General features: G+C 55.3%; 15 protein-coding genes and 2 pseudogenes. 1 reads left to right on the plus strand and 16 read right to left on the minus strand.

Going from position 1 to position 15,507, the window contains the following annotated elements:
- The 16 genes and pseudogenes from BEN47_RS06550 to BEN47_RS06620 form a co-directional block, all read right to left on the minus strand.
- A partial coding sequence (locus tag BEN47_RS06550) for an acyltransferase family protein (RefSeq protein WP_139147353.1) occupies positions 1-452 on the minus strand: 452 nt, incomplete at its 3' end.
- Between the two features lie 31 nt (positions 453-483).
- Positions 484-1,160, minus strand: a pseudogene (locus BEN47_RS06555) (IS1595 family transposase).
- A gap of 141 nt (positions 1,161-1,301) precedes the next feature.
- A complete protein-coding gene (locus BEN47_RS06560; RefSeq protein WP_070726476.1) occupies positions 1,302-2,324 on the minus strand; it encodes a glycosyltransferase family 2 protein in 1,023 nt (340 codons plus the stop codon).
- Between the two features lie 43 nt (positions 2,325-2,367).
- The gene (locus BEN47_RS06565; RefSeq protein ID WP_070726478.1) at positions 2,368-3,573 is read right to left on the minus strand and encodes a glycosyltransferase; all 1,206 of its coding nucleotides are present in this window, start codon (positions 3,571-3,573) and stop codon (positions 2,368-2,370) included.
- A gap of 109 nt (positions 3,574-3,682) precedes the next feature.
- Positions 3,683-5,092 carry an oligosaccharide flippase family protein gene (locus tag BEN47_RS06570; RefSeq protein WP_083322185.1) on the minus strand — a complete coding sequence of 470 codons (1,410 nt, stop codon included), beginning with the start codon at positions 5,090-5,092 and terminating at the stop codon, positions 3,683-3,685.
- An 84-nt stretch (positions 5,093-5,176) separates the two neighbouring features.
- Positions 5,177-6,332 (minus strand): annotated as a pseudogene (gene gmd, locus BEN47_RS06575) (GDP-mannose 4,6-dehydratase).
- Positions 6,333-6,378: 46 nt separating this feature from the next.
- Entirely contained in the window at positions 6,379-7,386 is a 1,008-nt protein-coding gene (locus BEN47_RS06580; RefSeq protein ID WP_070726482.1) for a glycosyltransferase family A protein, read from the minus strand.
- 164 nt (positions 7,387-7,550) lie between these two features.
- Positions 7,551-8,126 carry an acyltransferase gene (locus BEN47_RS06585; RefSeq protein WP_083322186.1) on the minus strand — a complete coding sequence of 192 codons (576 nt, stop codon included), beginning with the start codon at positions 8,124-8,126 and terminating at the stop codon, positions 7,551-7,553.
- Entirely contained in the window at positions 8,126-9,058 is a 933-nt protein-coding gene (locus BEN47_RS06590; protein ID WP_070726604.1) for an NAD-dependent epimerase/dehydratase family protein, read from the minus strand. The genes BEN47_RS06585 and BEN47_RS06590 overlap by 1 nt, the downstream gene beginning before the upstream one ends.
- Positions 9,059-9,066: 8 nt before the next feature.
- A complete protein-coding gene (locus tag BEN47_RS06595) occupies positions 9,067-9,522 on the minus strand; it encodes a DegT/DnrJ/EryC1/StrS family aminotransferase (protein WP_070726484.1) in 456 nt (151 codons plus the stop codon).
- Complete coding sequence (locus BEN47_RS21355) at positions 9,519-10,505, minus strand: hypothetical protein (RefSeq protein ID WP_070726486.1); 987 nt, start codon at positions 10,503-10,505, stop codon at positions 9,519-9,521. Before BEN47_RS21355 ends, BEN47_RS06595 begins: the two co-directional genes overlap by 4 nt.
- 14 nt (positions 10,506-10,519) lie before the next feature.
- Positions 10,520-13,135, minus strand: a complete 2,616-nt coding sequence (locus BEN47_RS06605; protein WP_125921544.1) for a VirB4 family type IV secretion system protein — start codon at positions 13,133-13,135, stop codon at positions 10,520-10,522.
- Positions 13,104-13,430, minus strand: a complete 327-nt coding sequence (locus BEN47_RS06610) for a hypothetical protein (protein WP_125921545.1) — start codon at positions 13,428-13,430, stop codon at positions 13,104-13,106. Before BEN47_RS06610 ends, BEN47_RS06605 begins: the two co-directional genes overlap by 32 nt.
- Positions 13,431-13,439: 9 nt before the next feature.
- On the minus strand, positions 13,440-13,820 hold the full coding sequence (locus tag BEN47_RS06615) for a hypothetical protein (RefSeq protein ID WP_070726494.1): 381 nt from the start codon (positions 13,818-13,820) through the stop codon (positions 13,440-13,442).
- A gap of 68 nt (positions 13,821-13,888) precedes the next feature.
- Complete coding sequence (locus BEN47_RS22445) at positions 13,889-14,014, minus strand: hypothetical protein (RefSeq protein ID WP_262490382.1); 126 nt, start codon at positions 14,012-14,014, stop codon at positions 13,889-13,891.
- A gap of 39 nt (positions 14,015-14,053) precedes the next feature.
- Positions 14,054-14,761 carry a hypothetical protein gene (locus BEN47_RS06620; RefSeq protein ID WP_070726496.1) on the minus strand — a complete coding sequence of 236 codons (708 nt, stop codon included), beginning with the start codon at positions 14,759-14,761 and terminating at the stop codon, positions 14,054-14,056.
- A 268-nt stretch (positions 14,762-15,029) separates the two neighbouring features.
- On the opposite strand from BEN47_RS06620, the gene BEN47_RS06625 reads away from it, so the two are divergent.
- Positions 15,030-15,434 carry a hypothetical protein gene (locus BEN47_RS06625; RefSeq protein ID WP_125921546.1) on the plus strand — a complete coding sequence of 135 codons (405 nt, stop codon included), beginning with the start codon at positions 15,030-15,032 and terminating at the stop codon, positions 15,432-15,434.
- Positions 15,435-15,507 lie beyond the last annotated feature (73 nt).

The following is a 15,507-nucleotide window of genomic DNA, read 5'->3' on the forward strand; positions in this document are numbered from 1 at the left end:
ACGAGGGAGGGAAAGGAGATGGGTCGCACCTCAAATTTCCCGCTTTTGTGGGAGTCTTTTCCTTTCTGCCTCGCCCTGACTACTTCCTGAACAGTTTCAATAAATGTCGTGACTGTTAACAAGAAATATATTGGATAAATTCGCGCGAACCTATTCTTCATATATTTCTTCGCCCAACCTAAGCTTGGTTCAATACGACCAGCATAGCGGATTGTTATCAAAAAGCCGCTTAAGACAAAGAAAATAGTGACACCGATATGCCACTCTAGAAAAAACTTCAAAACGATTGTGCTAATAATCTCATGACTTTCTTCTTTTTGAAAATCTTGAGCGATATGAAAAAGGACCACCATATAAGCCGCAATAGCCCTTATTCCAGTAAGCGAAGGATAATAAATAGCCTTTTGTTTAGATAAATCATTGCTAACAAAAGAATAATGATGGCTTTTCATAAAACGATTGGGGCTTAGGAAGCAAAGCGTCCTAGAGGGGCTGTTGACGAAGTAATTTAAGGAGCAATTTATAGAAGTCCTCGTAGCGATGATTGAAGCGAAATTCGGACTCTTTCAAGTGCAGCAAAAAGGTGTGTTTTGGTACGCCTTTGAACTGGTGAAGGCGGGCTTTGGCAAAGCTCCAGAAGGACTCGATGCCGTTGATGTGCGAGGCGCCCTGGACGAATTCGTCCTGGCCGTGGCGGACGCGGAAGTGGCGGTCGAAGCCCACGTCCACCAGCCCGTCGTAGCCGCGCCAGCCGTCGGTGTTGACCATCGCCGCCGCGTTGATTTTGCCGCGAATAATGGCTTGCAGCGTCTTTTTCGAGCAATCCGGGACAATTTCCGTGTACACCTGCCCGCCGCGTTTGAACAGGCCAAAGACAATGGTCTTGCCGCCCGCGCCCCGGCCCCGTTTGCCGCGCACCCGCCGCGGACCGAAGTAGCTCTCATCCAGTTCGACCGCCCCCGCCAACTCGGCCGGCACCGGGCTCCACGCCACCAACCGGTGCGCAAGCGCAGGTAGATTTCGTTGACCGCTCGCAAGCTCAAGCCCGTGAGCCGGGCCGCGTCCGAGGCCGTCAAATCCAGGGCAAAGAGCCGCAGCAAGTAGCGGAATTTGACCTCCGAAATTTTGCTGCACTTATAATAGCGATTATCTGATTGCATAACAAGAAGTTACGCCCTCTTTTCTCACTTTTGCTTCCTAAGCCCCAACGATTTTAGTACTTGGTGTTACGCACGCCCTGTGGCGGCTTGATAACATACCTAACATAGAAATGAATTTTACTTTGATTAAATGCTTTTATTTCAATCTACCACCACGCCCATACTGGCGTAGAGCTGCTTGAAACGCACTATCCAGCGCTGCCAGTTGGCGTAAGTGCAGCGCGGGTCATTAGCTTGGTCAAACACCGGACGCAGGTACTCGGGGTCGAAGTCGCGCGGGTAACCGGCCATCGCGTCGAAGCGGCGGTGCAGCCAGGCTTCATTCAGGTAATGATTGCCGGCAAAAACATCGAACTCCACGTCGGCAAAGCTGTTAGTGGCCGAGGTGATGAACGAGGTCTGCGTCAGCTCCTGCTCGGCCTTGGCAAAGCGGGCGGGCCGGCGCTTGGTCCAGGTCATAGCGCGGGCCAGCTGGTGCACCTCGTTGGCCTTTTGCTGCTCGGCGGGCCACAGGTGCAGCCAGTAGTTCTTGTCGAACATGGCCGAGGCCACCGAATACAGCCCGTAGAACGGCAGCTGGTAATAGATGCCCTCGGGCACCAGCCCCAGCCGGTGCAGCACCGACTGCGACTTGAACGTGTTGAGCAGCAGCATCCGCGTGAACCATTCCGGCCCTTTGGGCAGGGCCGGCACGTACTCGCGCAGGCCCGCCACGCCCCCGGCCAGCTTGCCTTCAAAGCTGCTTGGGTCGCCGCCCCAGTACATCTTGGCCAGCACTATCTGCCGCTCCCGCATGTAGGCCGTCATGGCATCCACATCGAAGGGCTGCGTCACCCATATGTCGTCTTCTAGCATGCAAAAGATGTCGGAGGCCTGCTTCACGCCATTCAGCCACAGCTTGGTGGGAATGATGCGCAGGCTGAACGATGCCGTGCCAGCCACGTGCGCGGCCAGTTGCGCCACTTTGGCATCATACAAGGCCGAAGGCTCGATACGTACGCTAGGGTGGCGACGCGTTATCTCATCTAGGTAAGCCGGCGGGGTCCCATCGTCGAGCACCACCACTTCGTATTCGCCCCGCACTTGGTCGGCGATGCTTTGCAGGCAGCGGTCGAGGTAGTAGGGCCGGTTGAAAGACTTGACGAGTAGCGTAGTAATGGGCATAACGAATAGGTCTGAGCCAATGGCAGTGGGTGCTGGGCTGGGCTTACTTCACAACGCGTTCGAGCAGGGCCGCGAAGCTTTGAGCATACGCCTCACGGGTATGGTATTGGCGGCCAAAGTCATACACGGCCTGGCTGCGGGCGTGTAGGTCGGCTTCGGGTAGGTCGGCCACTTCCTGGATACTCTGTACCAGCAGCGGCACAATCTCCAAGGGGTCCTGGCTGCGGATGACAATGCCGTAGGCTTCGGCCGAGCGAACTGCTGCCGACTCGGTCACCACCGGAATCAGCCCATAGTGCGTGAGTTGAGCCACCGAGCCAGCCCCTCCCTCAGTGGAGCTGGCGTACACTGTACCTGCGCAGGTATTTGCCAACTCCGCAAACTTAGCGCCCCCAACATCCATCCAGCCCATGTAGTGCAGGTTGGAATGCTTAGCCAGCAATGGTTGCAGCCAGTTCCAGAAATGAGTTTCGCGCTCAGCGTTGCCGCAGATATATAGGTGCAGGTCGGGGGTCTGAACGAAAGCTTCCACCACGACATCCAATCCTTTCAGCAGGTGCCCGTGACTACCAAGCCAAATGAAATTTTTGCGCGCTTTACCGTAATCCTTCTGACGGTAAGCTGGTTCGTAAACTGCTGATATATTGAGTAAATGCTTGGGAATCTTACGGTTGAAACGCTCAGTCTGAAAAGGCGCGCCGAAATACGTCATGTAGTCAGCCGTCTGGTCAGCGAAATTGGCGGTTATCTGCCGCTCTGGGGCCACGTATATATCATGGCGCTCATAAAATGACTCAATACGGGATAGCTCAGCGCGGTTATGAAACAGCCAGTGATTGCCGGTGCAGTAGAATATTCTGGTCAGGTCAGGACGGAGATTTCCCATTGCTCCGATGCGGTCCTGTTCGTCAATAACCAAATCGTACTGGTCCCAATCGACATGCAATACCCCAGCATTGAATGCATCGTAGTAATCCACGATATACCCGGCTTTGTTAAGCTGCCGCACCATTTCGGTTGACTCCCAGTACATGGTGTGCTCATTAAGCCGGGGAAACTTCTCGATATTTCCCGCCACATAATACGGAATAGCCCGGTGCACATAGCTGATGAGCGCCCGCTTACCCTTAGAGCCGATGCGCTCACTTCCAATGTTCAGTATTTCATTCCCATCGGGCCTAAAGATAGTATCCGCTACCGAGCGGAGGCCCTGCGCAACGCGAAACTGTAGTCCTCTGATAGTAGGCATAGAAAAATTTCAGGTATGTTTTTATCAAAAAGAAGTTAAATCAGTTCATTTCAAATGCCACGGCTGGTGAGAAGGTTTTTTCCGGCCAGTGAGGCATCACGGATATGCGCTATAGGTATGAATCGAAGCCGACGCGTACAAGTGCCAGCCGCAACGAGTAGAAAATGGCCAGCATTACACTCAGGATGAGTATAGTTCGCAGTGCAATACGGGCAATAGGCAGACGGAGCAAGTATAATATGTGAAGGTCTGTGCCAAAAGCACTTAGAAAGCTTCCCGCGCCGAAGAGCAGCATGGCTATCTTCACATCTTTAAAGTAGAGCCCAATACCAAGTCCTAACCCTCTAGCCAGCAAAGTGCTTGTATTTGAGATAAGTAAGTAGCGCTGCTTGTTAAGTACCGCATAAATACCCGAAGTAGATAGAGAAGTAAGCTTAAGTATGTAATAATAACCTAGAAAAGCAGTAAATAACCCCGCACCTTCCCATCGAGCTCCAAAAGCAAATTTAAAAATCCAATCACCGAATATGGTGATAAAGCCGAAGGGTATTACACCTAAATAGATGAGCTTGTTATATAGATCCAGCGTTATTACTGGTAACCTCGCAGGCTCATTATAGTGGACCTCTACCGCCTTTTGGGCAAAAACTGGCCCAATTGCATTACCAATCAGATTAATCGGAATTTCCATAAGGCTGACAGAGAACGAGTATAACCCGACAGCGGTGGTACCAAATCCTGTGGTAAGCGCAAATATGGGCAGTTGTGACGAAATAGTATTCAAATAATTCGCAGGCAAAACGTACAAAGGAAAATTTTTATACTCAAGGGCCATTTGCTTTATTTCCTGCCAATTAAAGCTCGTCCAAAGTTCCCTGACATTTTTCTTTATCCCACCAAAGAAAAGTGCTAGCATGGTAACAGTTCTATTGAAAAACTCCCCAAAGAGCAACCCCCCTACTGCGCCGCCTGATAATAATCCGTAGCCGATAGTAAAGATTTTGCTGGTCAGAGCCGTTGATACATCTACTCCCGCGCGTTTAGCAAATGCTTTGTCACGGGTATACCATGTAAACATAATCGCATTCAGATTAAATAAGAGCAACATAAGTGGTACTGCATACATCCACCTACCTAAACCCTCAATATTGAGAAAAGCACTGAGTGCCGGGGCTGCCACCTTTAAGGCAATACCAATTGCGATGACTGACCCGATTGTTAGTATCAGGCTTATGTGTACCAACGCTAAGAAATGTTGCCTTGAACGTGGTAGTAGCATAGCTCCTGGATACCCCAAGGTAGTAAGCGTATTTAGGTTGCTTACTAAAGCACTGAATATTGCAAATTGCCCATAGCTCGCCGGCGGATAAATGCGTGACATAAAAGGCGTAAGCACAAAGCCAATAGCAGCCACCAGTGTTGTGCCAGATAAGGTGACAGCAAAATTACGCGCAAATGAATTGCGCTGCGCCAGTGCTAAAATATTATGCTGGAAAAACTGTCGAAACCGACGCTGCATATTATTACAGGATTAAATAAGCAGTACGGTATGCGTTATATTACTGATTTCCAATTAAGCGCTTATAAATCTGTTATTGTTAAGCTACGGGTGCTGCTCGTACCTCCAGTTCACCTTGTGCTCGCCCTTCAATAGGAAAGCGTCGCGCTCAAATAACTCCACGTCGGCCCGGACCATATCTTGCACCAAGGCAAACAGGTCATACTTGGGTTCCCAGCCCAGCTTGGACTTGCATTTGCTGGGGTCGCCGATGAGCAGTTCTACTTCGGTGGAGCGGAAATAGCGCGGGTCCAAGCCTGAGTACCACTTGCCCCACGGGCACCTGGTACTCAGGCTTGGCGCAGGCCACTACTCTGTCAATCTCCTCTACGCCTTCTCTCCCGAAAGCTAATTCTATACCCACCTCGGCAAAGGCTAGGCGTACGAACTCGCGCATGGTGGTGGTGATGCCAGTGGCAATCACAAAGTCCTCGGGCTCGTCCCGTTGCAGGATGCGCCACATAGCTTCCACGTAATCTTTGGCGTAGCCCCAGTCGCGCTTGGCATCTAGGTTGCCCAGGGCAATACTGTCGTGCATTCCCAACACTATCTGGGCCACACCGCGGGTGATTTTGCGTGTCTCGAAGGTTTCGCCACGTAGTGGGCTCTCGTGGTTGAACAAGATGCCATTGCAGGCAAACATACCGTAGGCCTCATGGTATTTCACTTTAATCCAGTAGCTGTAGAGCTTGATCACGGCATAGGTCGAGCGGGGGCAGAAGGGCGCGGTTTCGGACTGCTGCACCAGCTCGGACAGCTCGGACAGCTCGGACAGCTCGGACAGCTCGGACAGCTCGGAGGTACTGGCTTGGTAAATCTTGGTTTTTTTGGTGAGGCCCAATAGGCGCACGGCTTTCAAAATGCGCAGGGCACCAATGTCATCCACGTTGGCTACGTACTCGGGCGTATCGAAGCTGACCTTAACGTGTGACATAGCTCCGAGGTTGTAAATCTCGTCGGGCCGCACTTCTTGAATGATGCGAATCAGGTTGGTCGAGTCCGAGAGGTCGCCGTAGTGGTTGGTGAGGGGCGGGTTTTTGTTGTCGTGCCCATCGGCCAGCGGGCGGTCGATGCGGTCCGTGTTAAACAGCGACGAGCGGCGCTTAATGCCGGGCACATCGTAGCCTTTTTCGAGCAGCAGTTCGGTCAAGTAGGCCCCGTCTTGGCCGGTGATTCCGGTGATGAGGGCAACTTTGGCCATAGTAGTGTGAATTCAGCTAAGAAGAAAAAATCAGGAGAACCCGCCGCTAGGCCAAGGCTTTGGTCAGGTTTTGTTGCTTGAATAAAAAATCGGTGGGGTGCGCCGCGTTGTAGGCGGCCATAAACTCGTCGGCCACTACAAAAGCGGCGGCCAGTCGGGCTGCTTCGTTGGGCGTGGCAGCGGGCGCAACGTAGCCCGTCGGCAAAGTAGCATTGCCCTGGTACTGGGGCCGTTGCAGGGCATCGAAGAGGGCACGCTTTAGCGGACGCAGCGGGCGCTTCAGCCACTCGGCGTAGGGCACGCGCTGCCGTAGCAGGCTACCCAGGTCGTTGCCATACTGCTTGTCGTAGTAGTAGCGCATCCGGTCCGATTCCTGTGTGCTGGCATCGGCCGCCTTGCCTTGGTTCATCACCCTGAAGTTACTCTGCGGGTTTTCCAGCCGGGTGCTGATGACCGCCGTGCTCCAAGCTAGGCTCACGCCCTTCAGGCTGGTAATCCGGTACGTGAATTCGGTATCAACCTGCACCACCCCGGTATGAAACAAGCCCGTAATTGCCAACGAGCTACGCCGGATAAGCAGCGGCAGCCCAATCATCCAGACCACTTCCCGCTCATTAAGCCAGCGTCGGAAGTTGTCGGCCACATCGTCATATAGCGACGCCGTTTCCAACCGCTCCATGTGAATCAGGCCGCAGTTACCCGTCAGCACATCCACCGCTGGGTTGGCTTGCATGAAGTCGCACGCCTCCCGAATGGCCGGGTAGCAAAAAGCATCGTCGTCGGTAACCAGCTTCAGCAGCTCACCCCGCGCCATTAGCATGGCCTTGTTAAAGCCGTGCGCCTCGCCCTTGTCACGCTCACTCACAAACTGCTGAATCTGACCCGCTTCAAATAGTTCCCGCAGGTACTGCGGCGTCCCGTCGTTGCTGCCCCCGTCACAGACCACAATCTCCTCGTCGGACTGCCGGGCCGCCACCAACCGCGCCACCACCTCCCGCAGATATGGCAGCTTGTTATAGGTCGTCAGAACGTAGGAAAGTTTGTAATCGGCCATCTTTTGATGCTTAGTACTTGGTACTTGATGCTTGATCAGGCGGTCATGCTGAGCTTGTCGAAGCACCGCTGCCGTGTCGTTTAACTATTGATGCAGTGTGCGATAGAGATGCTTCGGCAAGCTCAGCATGACTGTCTGACTTATTATTTAATCTAGTAAAGTATCTAATACCCCATTTTCTTCGCGTACTCCAGCATCTTCTCGCGGGGCCGCACCTTCACGGGCCGGGCAGGTACTCCCACGTACACGGTCCAGGGTTCGGTATCCTTGGTTACCAGGGAGCAGGCCCCAATTACGCAGCCCTCCCCTAGCATAACGTTGGGCATTACCACCACGCTGGTGCCGATGCCGGCGAAGCGCCCGCAGCGAATGGTGCCGAAGTCCACCGTGTCGCGGTACTCGTCGGGCGCGGTCACGCTCGTGAAGCCATCGCCCATAAACCGGTCGGAGCCGCAGATGAAACGGCTGCCCGCCGCGATGGTCACGAAATCCTCCACCACCAGCTTACTCTGCGCTCCGCCAATGATGGTGAGATAGGGCGACAAGTGCACATAATCGCCAATCTCGGCGGCCGTAGTCAGGTACACGCCCGAGTCGATGGCGACGTGGCTGCCCACGCGCACCAAATGTGGCCGACGAATTTCTACATTGGCACTAATAAACACATCATCACCGCAGCTTTGCAGCAGGGCCGTATCGTACTGCGCCGAGCGCAACGGTTGGGAAGGAGCGCCGGCCATTAGTACGGGAAAACCGATTCGTAATACTTAACCGTTTCGGCGATACCATCCTGAAAGTCCGTAAACTTGAACCTAGGGAATACCTCCCGGAACTTGGCATCGTCCATTACCTTCTTCCGGGCACCGTCGGGCTTGCTCGTGTCCCAGGTCAGACGGCCCTGGTAGTCAAACTTGTCCTGGATTATGCCGACCAGTTCCTTAACGCTCAGGCCGTTGTTCTGGGCAAGGTTGGTGGGCTGGGACAGGCCGGGGCGGTCAGGGTTTTGCAACACGTCCCAGACAAGCCGGGCGAAGTCGGGCGCATACAGCCACTCGCGGATGGCCACGCCGGTGCCCCACACGGACAGCTCGAGCTGCTGGGTATGCCTGGCCTTCACGAACTTGGCAATCAGCGCGTTTAGGGCGTGGGCTTTGTTCGGGTCGGTCGAATCATAGGGGCCGTACATATTAGGTGTAAGCAAATGAATGCTTTTCACACCGTACTGCATATCGAAACACTCGGCGGTGGCCCACAGTAAGCGACGGCTTGTACCGTAGCTCAGCACCGAGCGGTGTAGGTGACCATCCCACCACTCACTCTCGCGAAAGATGCCGGCCGTAGCCGGGTAGGCACAGTTGGCAATCGGATTAATGACTAATGCCTGCGGACACTCCTGGGCCACCGCCTCGTACATGCCCAGCACCATGCGCGAGTTGTCGGCCACCACGGTGGCGGCCTGCTGACTCACGTAGTTAAGGCTGCCCACGTGGGCAGCGCAGTTGATGATGTGCGTGGGCTGGTGCTCGCGTAAAAACGCCGCCGTAGCCGCCGGGTCGCGCAGATCGAGGCCCTGCGTGAGCGAAGTACCCACGAAGTCCACCTCATGGCTGCTGAGCATGTCGGCCACGTTGCGGCCGGCGAAGCCCGAGGCTCCAAACAATACTATTTTCATAATCGAGCTTACCAACCCTGCCGAATAACGTCGATGATGTAAGCAACTTGCTCACTCGTCAGATCATCGTGCAAGGGGATGTGAATCTGAGTTTCATCAAAGCGGCGCTGCTGGGTTAGTTCCATGCGTTTACCGCCGAAAAGTGTATTATGGTCGATACCGTCGTGGACCACTGAGGCAGCTATGCCGCTTGTCTTTAGTTTGCGAATAAACGCCAGTCGGTCTTCGACGTGGAAGCCGTAGAGCCAGTCGGCGCTCTGGCGGTCTTCTTTGCGGTCGAAGGGCGTGAGGCCTGCTATGTTGGCCAGTCCTTCATTGTACTGCTGCACCAGCCCACGGCGGCGAGCTAGACGGTCGGCAAAACCGGTGATGTTGGCTAGGCCCAAGGCGGCGGCGTAGTCGCTCATATGGTACTTATAGCCCACGTCAGTGAGGTCGTACTCACGCTCCCCCACCTCGTTCATCGGCGAGTTGGCGCGGTCAATACCGAACCAACGGCGCTGCCACCACCAGAGCTACCGCCGCCCATAGCGCGGCCGATGGCTCCGGAAACGCCGTGTCCGCCGCCCGCCGCACCCGCCGCGACGCCGGCACCCGCCGCCGCCGCTGAGGCAGCCATGCCGACCACCGAGCCGACGAAGCCCTGAGCCGCCGAGGAGCCGATGATAAGGCTCGTCAGGTAGGGCACCATGAGGTAAAGCATGATGAAGGCCACTGATACAATCAGTTGCTTGGTATCCGTTTCTGCCGACGTGGGGCTTAGGGGGCCGGAGAAAACCCCGCCGAACGTGGTATTCGTGGCCGTGTAGAAGGTGTAGAGCAAGTCCAGCAGCGCAAACGACAGGCCCCACAGTTGCACGGCCAGGAAGTTTTGCAGCCACTTCATCGCGAGCTGGCCGAACGCCGGCACCACCGAGAGGCAAATGGAAATCGGCCCGCAGACAAACAGGAAGCCCAAGATGAACTGCTGAATGAACTGCATGATTTGGCGAATCAGCAGGACCACCTCCCCGGTAATGAGTTGCAGCAGAATGTTGGTCAGGCTGAACGAGGTAATGGTTTTTAGCAGGTTGCTTATCTCATCCGTGGCTTGTTCGACGACTGTTTTTTGGGACAGGGTTTCGCCCGCGCTGATGGTAGCGCCCATCATGGAAGCCGCCGTAGAGCCATCGGGAAGCGCAAAGAGCCGGGTGAAATTGGCCACGCCCGAGCTGAGCGTATCCACCAGCTCCTTGTAGAAAAAGAGCAGGAAGAATATCCAGACCGCCTTGATAATCGGCCCCCAGTCCATTGCCAGGCTGTTGCCGCTGACAAAGCCCCGCCCGATGGTGTAGAGCAAGGCTATGAGCATAAACGTGGGCGTGATGAAGCGGCAGGCGCGTAGCACGATTTGCAGCGTCTGGTCGCAGGCAGTCAGAAAACCCGGGTCCGCCCCGTAGGCGACCATTAGATAGCAGCTGCTCATTTGGCCAGAACGCCCTTGCGGGCCTGTTTATCTTCGACAAACTGGTCGACCGCGTAATCCAGGCGTTGAACCTTGACCTCCTCATAGACCGTGTTGCCCTCCTCGTCCAGCTTCAAGCGGCCGGCTTTGTCCAGCACGGGCTTTCGATTGGTCTGCTGGTAGAACTTCACCAGCTTATTGAGGTAGTTGCGCTCGACGGGCTTAGAAGTCAGAATAGCATCCAGTTGAGGAGAAGCTTCTACCCCAAAGATTTTGCCCTTCGCGCCCTGCTTAATGAAGATTTCGCGCAGGGAATCCGTGGAACGAACCGACTTAATCAGGTCCATTTCGTGCCCCGTCAGGCCGAGCGGAGGTTGCAGTTGAGCCAGTGAATCCGGGTTAATGTGCCGCAGGATGATTTTAGTAGCCGAGTTGTTGATGATGGCCGGCCCAATCTTGCTGCTGGTAATCTCGGTGATGCCCTGCGTGATGATGGTGACCGAGCCGTTCGTTTTCCGAATGGTGCGGTACATGGATTCGATAAATTCCGATAGCACGCCGCTTAGCATCGTCCAGGCTTCATCAAGCGCGATATACTTGGTCGCATCCGGGAACTTGCGGAACAGGTCCAGGCTCAGCTCGGTAATGAGCATGGCCACCACCGGGTACAAATCCGGGTCGGCCTGCACCTTGGCCAGGTCGAAGCAGATGAGGCGGTACTCGGAAAGGTCCACGTCGCGCTGCGCGTTGAGGACCTTCTCGTAGCGGCCACCCGTCACGTATTGACCCAGCACCAGGAAAAACTGGTGCATATCAATGTATTTCAGGTTCTTTTGGTATTGCCGGCGCGCCCCGTCCAGGGGGTCCGGGGTGATGCCGTCGCCGGCCGCCGCCACCACTTTTTGCATGTCCTCGTCGTAGCGTTCCACGAAGCGGTAGAAGCTCTCCATACCGGGAAACTCCTCGTCCTTCTGGCCCAGCTTATCATCCTCGTTGAGATACACGTAGTATTCAATCAGAAAACGGCTTAGGATGGTACGCTCCGACTTATCCAGGCCCGTGTCCTTGCCCCCCTTCCAGAGGGCCGCCAGCAGCGCCAGATGGAAGTTGGTTTTTTCGTCGCCGTAAATCCATTTGTTGGCACTGTCACGGGGCACCACGAACGGGTTGAACTCAATCGGGCGGGCCGGGTCGTACTCGAAATACGTGTTATCAAAATCTTCCCCGTTGAGGGATTGCAGCACGTTGCGGTAGGTGCCGCCCACGTCCATAATGATTTGCCGCGCCCCTTTCTCGAAGCGTTGCACAATCAGGTTGCCGAACGTGTAGCTTTTGCCCGAGCCGGAGGGACCAATAACAATCGCGTTCTGGTTGTCCAGCGCGGTGTTGAAGAGGTTTACCTGGACCAGGTTGCGAAAGCGGTCCGTCAGGAACTCCCCTACCGGGTCGGTTTTGTAGGTCGCGGTCCAGTGGGCGTAGCACGCGCCCCGGTCGGCCGAGCAGGTCAGCCAGCGGTCCGGTACCTGGTAGCCGTTACCCGGCAGCAGGCCGAAGAATACCGGCAGGGCCAGGTAGCTTTCAACCACGCTTTCCGTGCCGAACATGTAGCGAAAGGCCGCCGTGGCCTTCTCGATGTTTTCCCGTCGGCTGTTATCGTTCGTGTCCCACAGCATCACCGACAGGTGCAGGCCCACGATTTGCTTGTTTTCGGCCCGGACTTCCGCGGTAAACTCCTCGACTTCCGCCGCCCGCAGCGCGTTATCCTGCGTGGATAGGAACGAGAGGGAGCCGTTTAGCTTGCGGTCCGTGTCCAGGCTGCTGAGCTCGGCGCGGGTGTCCTGAATGAGCATGGCTTGCGTCAGGACGTGGGGGCACTGCAAAACGTGGGTGAGCGGGTAGAGCATGGGCGCGGTCACCCCGTAGCTGTTCTTTACCGCCGTGTGGGCTTCGCTGCCCTGGCCCACCATCGAAAGGATATTCACCTTGTGCTCACCGACGCTCAGCGAGCCCATGTCATTCCCGATTTCGCGCTCCTGCCGGGTAGGCTGACCGTCGAAATTCAGGTTAAAGTATTGGAGGTAGAGTTGGTGAATTTGAAGGCTGGTCATGCGCTCAAACGTCACGCCGCCCAGGTTTTTGATGCCTTGCACAAATTCTACGGCACTGGTTTCGGCCACCTCCAGGGTTTGCACGAGCTGCGCGAAGGGATTCTTAATGATGGATTCCCCGGCCCGCGACACCAGCGCGTTTACCGCGTTGGTCTTGGTGGCTTTCACCGCCACCGGGGCGAAGGAGATAAACAGGTAGGATTTTTGGAACAGCACCAGCCGCTCGAAAAAGTGCTTGTTCATCTTGCCCTCGAAGTAGGTCTGTTGGGTTTTATCTTCCCGATAAGGCCGGTCGTAGTAGATGTCGGTTTTCTGAACCACTGTGCCCACCGGCAGCGGGCGCATGACGCCCACGAGCGAGGTTTGGAAGGTGTCGTAATCCTCGACGGTCCAGCTCTCCATTTCGGCCGGCTCGACCAGGAAGCCAATGGCTACCCGGCCATCCTTGAAAACAACCTTGTTCTCCTCAAAGGAATGTACCGGCATTACCGCGTCAAACGCGGCCGTTTTTGGTTTTTTTGCCATCAGTAGGAGTTGGTAAAGGCCCCACGGCCAGGCGGCGGGGCTGAATGAAGGTGTAGGAAAGCCATCCCATCAGGAAGCCGGGTGCTTGCGTCCTGGTGAGGTAGCGCAAGCCCATGATGAGGCCGATTTCCCCCACTATGACGATGAGATAGACCATGCGCGGAATCTTTACCGCCATGCCTAAAAAGCCGAGCAGCAGCACGGAACCGATGAACAAGCCAACCAGAATGCCCAGGTCCTGGAGGTTCATCCCCAGGACCTGAGCCGGTCGCTCAATGCTTTTATAAGAGCGCATGAGGGCTGCTTAGTGGTCCAGCCCGCCGCCCGTGCTGCCACCTACGGCACTTACCAGGTCGTCCTTGAAAAGCTGGAAGCCGAACCAGAGAAGAACGCCACCCACCAGCCAGCCGAGCGCACCCAGCGCATCCGGCGCACCTTGCACGAACTTCATGACCACCCGAATCAGGCCGATAATGAGAATAATAGCGAAAATGACCTGCACAATGCCGATGACCTTTTCCTTTACTTGGGTCAGGGCGGCCTCGGCGCTTTGGGCCTTCGCGGCACCCATCGAGAGGGCCAGCACGGTTAGCAGGGCATAAGCGCGCTGCTCCAATTTGGAGGGTTGGTAGGCTTGACCGGCAACCACCAGGTTAGCAGCCAAGTTGAGGGGATTCTTGAACATAAAAAAGGATGAAAGGGGTTTTGGACGGGGTGCTTATCTCCCCAAAAAGCGGGTTTAAACCGAAATAATTAGGATTTGCGAACCCTGGCGAGCGTGAGCTGACCGACCCGAAAAAAGCCGATAAGCAGCATCTCTCCGAACAGAAATTCAGCCACGACGACCGCCGCCGCTTGTACTTGCACGAGTGTTGACATTGGGAAAAGGGGTGAAGGGTGAAATGCAGAAAAACCCTATTAAAGCGGGGCGTTGGTTTCGGTAATCAGCGCAGTGAGGGCCGCTTTCTGGCCATCGGTGCCGGCCTGAAATGCCGCCCGTTTGCGCTTGCGGAGTTCCGCCGCCGCTTGCCGGTTAGCCGCGTCGTTTTTCGTGCGCGTTGCTTCGGTCAGGGCATTGTCATAAATGGCTTGCGCCACCTTCTCATCATCCAGTGGCACACTCGCTACCACGGGTTGTGAAGCAGCCACGGCCGCAGGTGCAGAAGCCGGCACATCGTTGCCCACTAGCGCCAGTACATCAAAAGCGCCGGGGGCGTGACGGGAGGAAGCCAGCAGCGATGCCGATTCTGGCGCTTCTGGTTCAGCAGCCGGGGCCTGCTCATCGGCCGCAGGGATTGCCGCTTGGGTTTCTTCCCGTTCGGCAGCTTGGGCCGCTTCGACGCGGGCTGCCTCATCGGCAATTGCTTGTTCTTCCTTGGCGCGGAAATCCTCTTCCGGCATGAGCCGCGAGAGCGGATTATCCGGGGTCAGCGCTGGTGCCGCTGTCGCCGGCTCCCGCACCGGAATCACCGGGGCCGGGCCATAGTGAAAAGACCAAACTGATTTGTGGTTGCTCTTCGCTATCAGGTCCACTTTCTTAGCTCTGCTCTTGATGCGCTTCCAGGCTATCCCGGAGAGCACTCCCACTAGAAAGAGCGCTAGAATAATGAACAGGGCCATTTTCATATCGGCCAGCTTACGGCATATGTTCTGTTAAAGTTCTAAAAAATCTCTTATAAGATTCTTTGAAACTTCTCAAGTATTTCTGCGTTAGTAGCGATTAACCGGCTTAGGGGTTGCTTTCTCGCTTGATTTCTGACCTGGCTTGGGGTATAATTATGGGTTTTGCGGTTAGGTATTTGCAGCGATTGGCTGCAATTCGTGTCTTTGTGGATTATCCTTCTTTTCCAATCCACTCACGCACACGTTCACCCTTACAAAACCCGCTTGCCCCATGGTACCATCTCCTAATATTTCGGCCCCGTTGGGCTTCCCTGACCTAAAGCTTTCCGTTCCTTATGCCGATGTTTTACGCTACGCCCAGTTTCGATTATTAATGCAGGCCAGAGGGGAGCTGAAATCGTTTTGCGACCAGCATGAGCTTCCCTACACCAGCATCGTTGGCCTGAAAAACAACTCCCTTAAACGCGAAGAGCCCCGCCTGCTGCAACGGTTACTCCGCAGCCTTGCCGTCGCCACTGAGCTAATCAGGATTCCGCCCACTAGCGTGACCCCACGCTTTCTGTTTCCCAACCTGGAGGCGCTGACCACTTTCAAAGCGCAGCTTAAATGCTTTGACAGCGGCACCCCTACCCTACCCGATTCCGAGCCCGACGCATCGGAATCCCCCGCCCCATAACCACGACCGGATAGTTTTCTTGGTAGCAAAGCGGTTCCGCCCACCGCCTCGCTTTCCGCCCGGAGCTACTGGT

It is taken from the genome of Hymenobacter lapidarius (genome assembly GCF_001816145.1).
GTDB classification, from domain to species: Bacteria; Bacteroidota; Bacteroidia; order Cytophagales; family Hymenobacteraceae; genus Hymenobacter; species Hymenobacter lapidarius.

What these genes read in the sequence shown, in the direction of transcription:
- BEN47_RS06585 (WP_083322186.1), bottom strand. Translation starts at nt 8,126, where the DNA reads ATGGCCGGCGCTCCTTCCCAACCGTTGCGCTCGGCGCAGTACGATACG.
- BEN47_RS22445 (WP_262490382.1), bottom strand. Translation starts at nt 14,014, where the DNA reads ATGTCAACACTCGTGCAAGTACAAGCGGCGGCGGTCGTCGTGGCTGAA.
- BEN47_RS06615 (WP_070726494.1), bottom strand. Translation starts at nt 13,820, where the DNA reads ATGTTCAAGAATCCCCTCAACTTGGCTGCTAACCTGGTGGTTGCCGGT.
- BEN47_RS06580 (WP_070726482.1), bottom strand. Translation starts at nt 7,386, where the DNA reads ATGGCCGATTACAAACTTTCCTACGTTCTGACGACCTATAACAAGCTG.
- BEN47_RS06595 (WP_070726484.1), bottom strand. Translation starts at nt 9,522, where the DNA reads ATGAACGAGGTGGGGGAGCGTGAGTACGACCTCACTGACGTGGGCTAT.
- BEN47_RS21355 (WP_070726486.1), bottom strand. Translation starts at nt 10,505, where the DNA reads ATGGTCGCCTACGGGGCGGACCCGGGTTTTCTGACTGCCTGCGACCAG.
- BEN47_RS06625 (WP_125921546.1), top strand. Translation starts at nt 15,030, where the DNA reads ATGGTACCATCTCCTAATATTTCGGCCCCGTTGGGCTTCCCTGACCTA.
- BEN47_RS06610 (WP_125921545.1), bottom strand. Translation starts at nt 13,430, where the DNA reads ATGCGCTCTTATAAAAGCATTGAGCGACCGGCTCAGGTCCTGGGGATG.
- BEN47_RS06620 (WP_070726496.1), bottom strand. Translation starts at nt 14,761, where the DNA reads ATGAAAATGGCCCTGTTCATTATTCTAGCGCTCTTTCTAGTGGGAGTG.
- BEN47_RS06605 (WP_125921544.1), bottom strand. Translation starts at nt 13,135, where the DNA reads ATGGCAAAAAAACCAAAAACGGCCGCGTTTGACGCGGTAATGCCGGTA.
- BEN47_RS06560 (WP_070726476.1), bottom strand. Translation starts at nt 2,324, where the DNA reads ATGCCCATTACTACGCTACTCGTCAAGTCTTTCAACCGGCCCTACTAC.
- BEN47_RS06565 (WP_070726478.1), bottom strand. Translation starts at nt 3,573, where the DNA reads ATGCCTACTATCAGAGGACTACAGTTTCGCGTTGCGCAGGGCCTCCGC.
- BEN47_RS06570 (WP_083322185.1), bottom strand. Translation starts at nt 5,092, where the DNA reads ATGCAGCGTCGGTTTCGACAGTTTTTCCAGCATAATATTTTAGCACTG.
- BEN47_RS06590 (WP_070726604.1), bottom strand. Translation starts at nt 9,058, where the DNA reads ATGAAAATAGTATTGTTTGGAGCCTCGGGCTTCGCCGGCCGCAACGTG.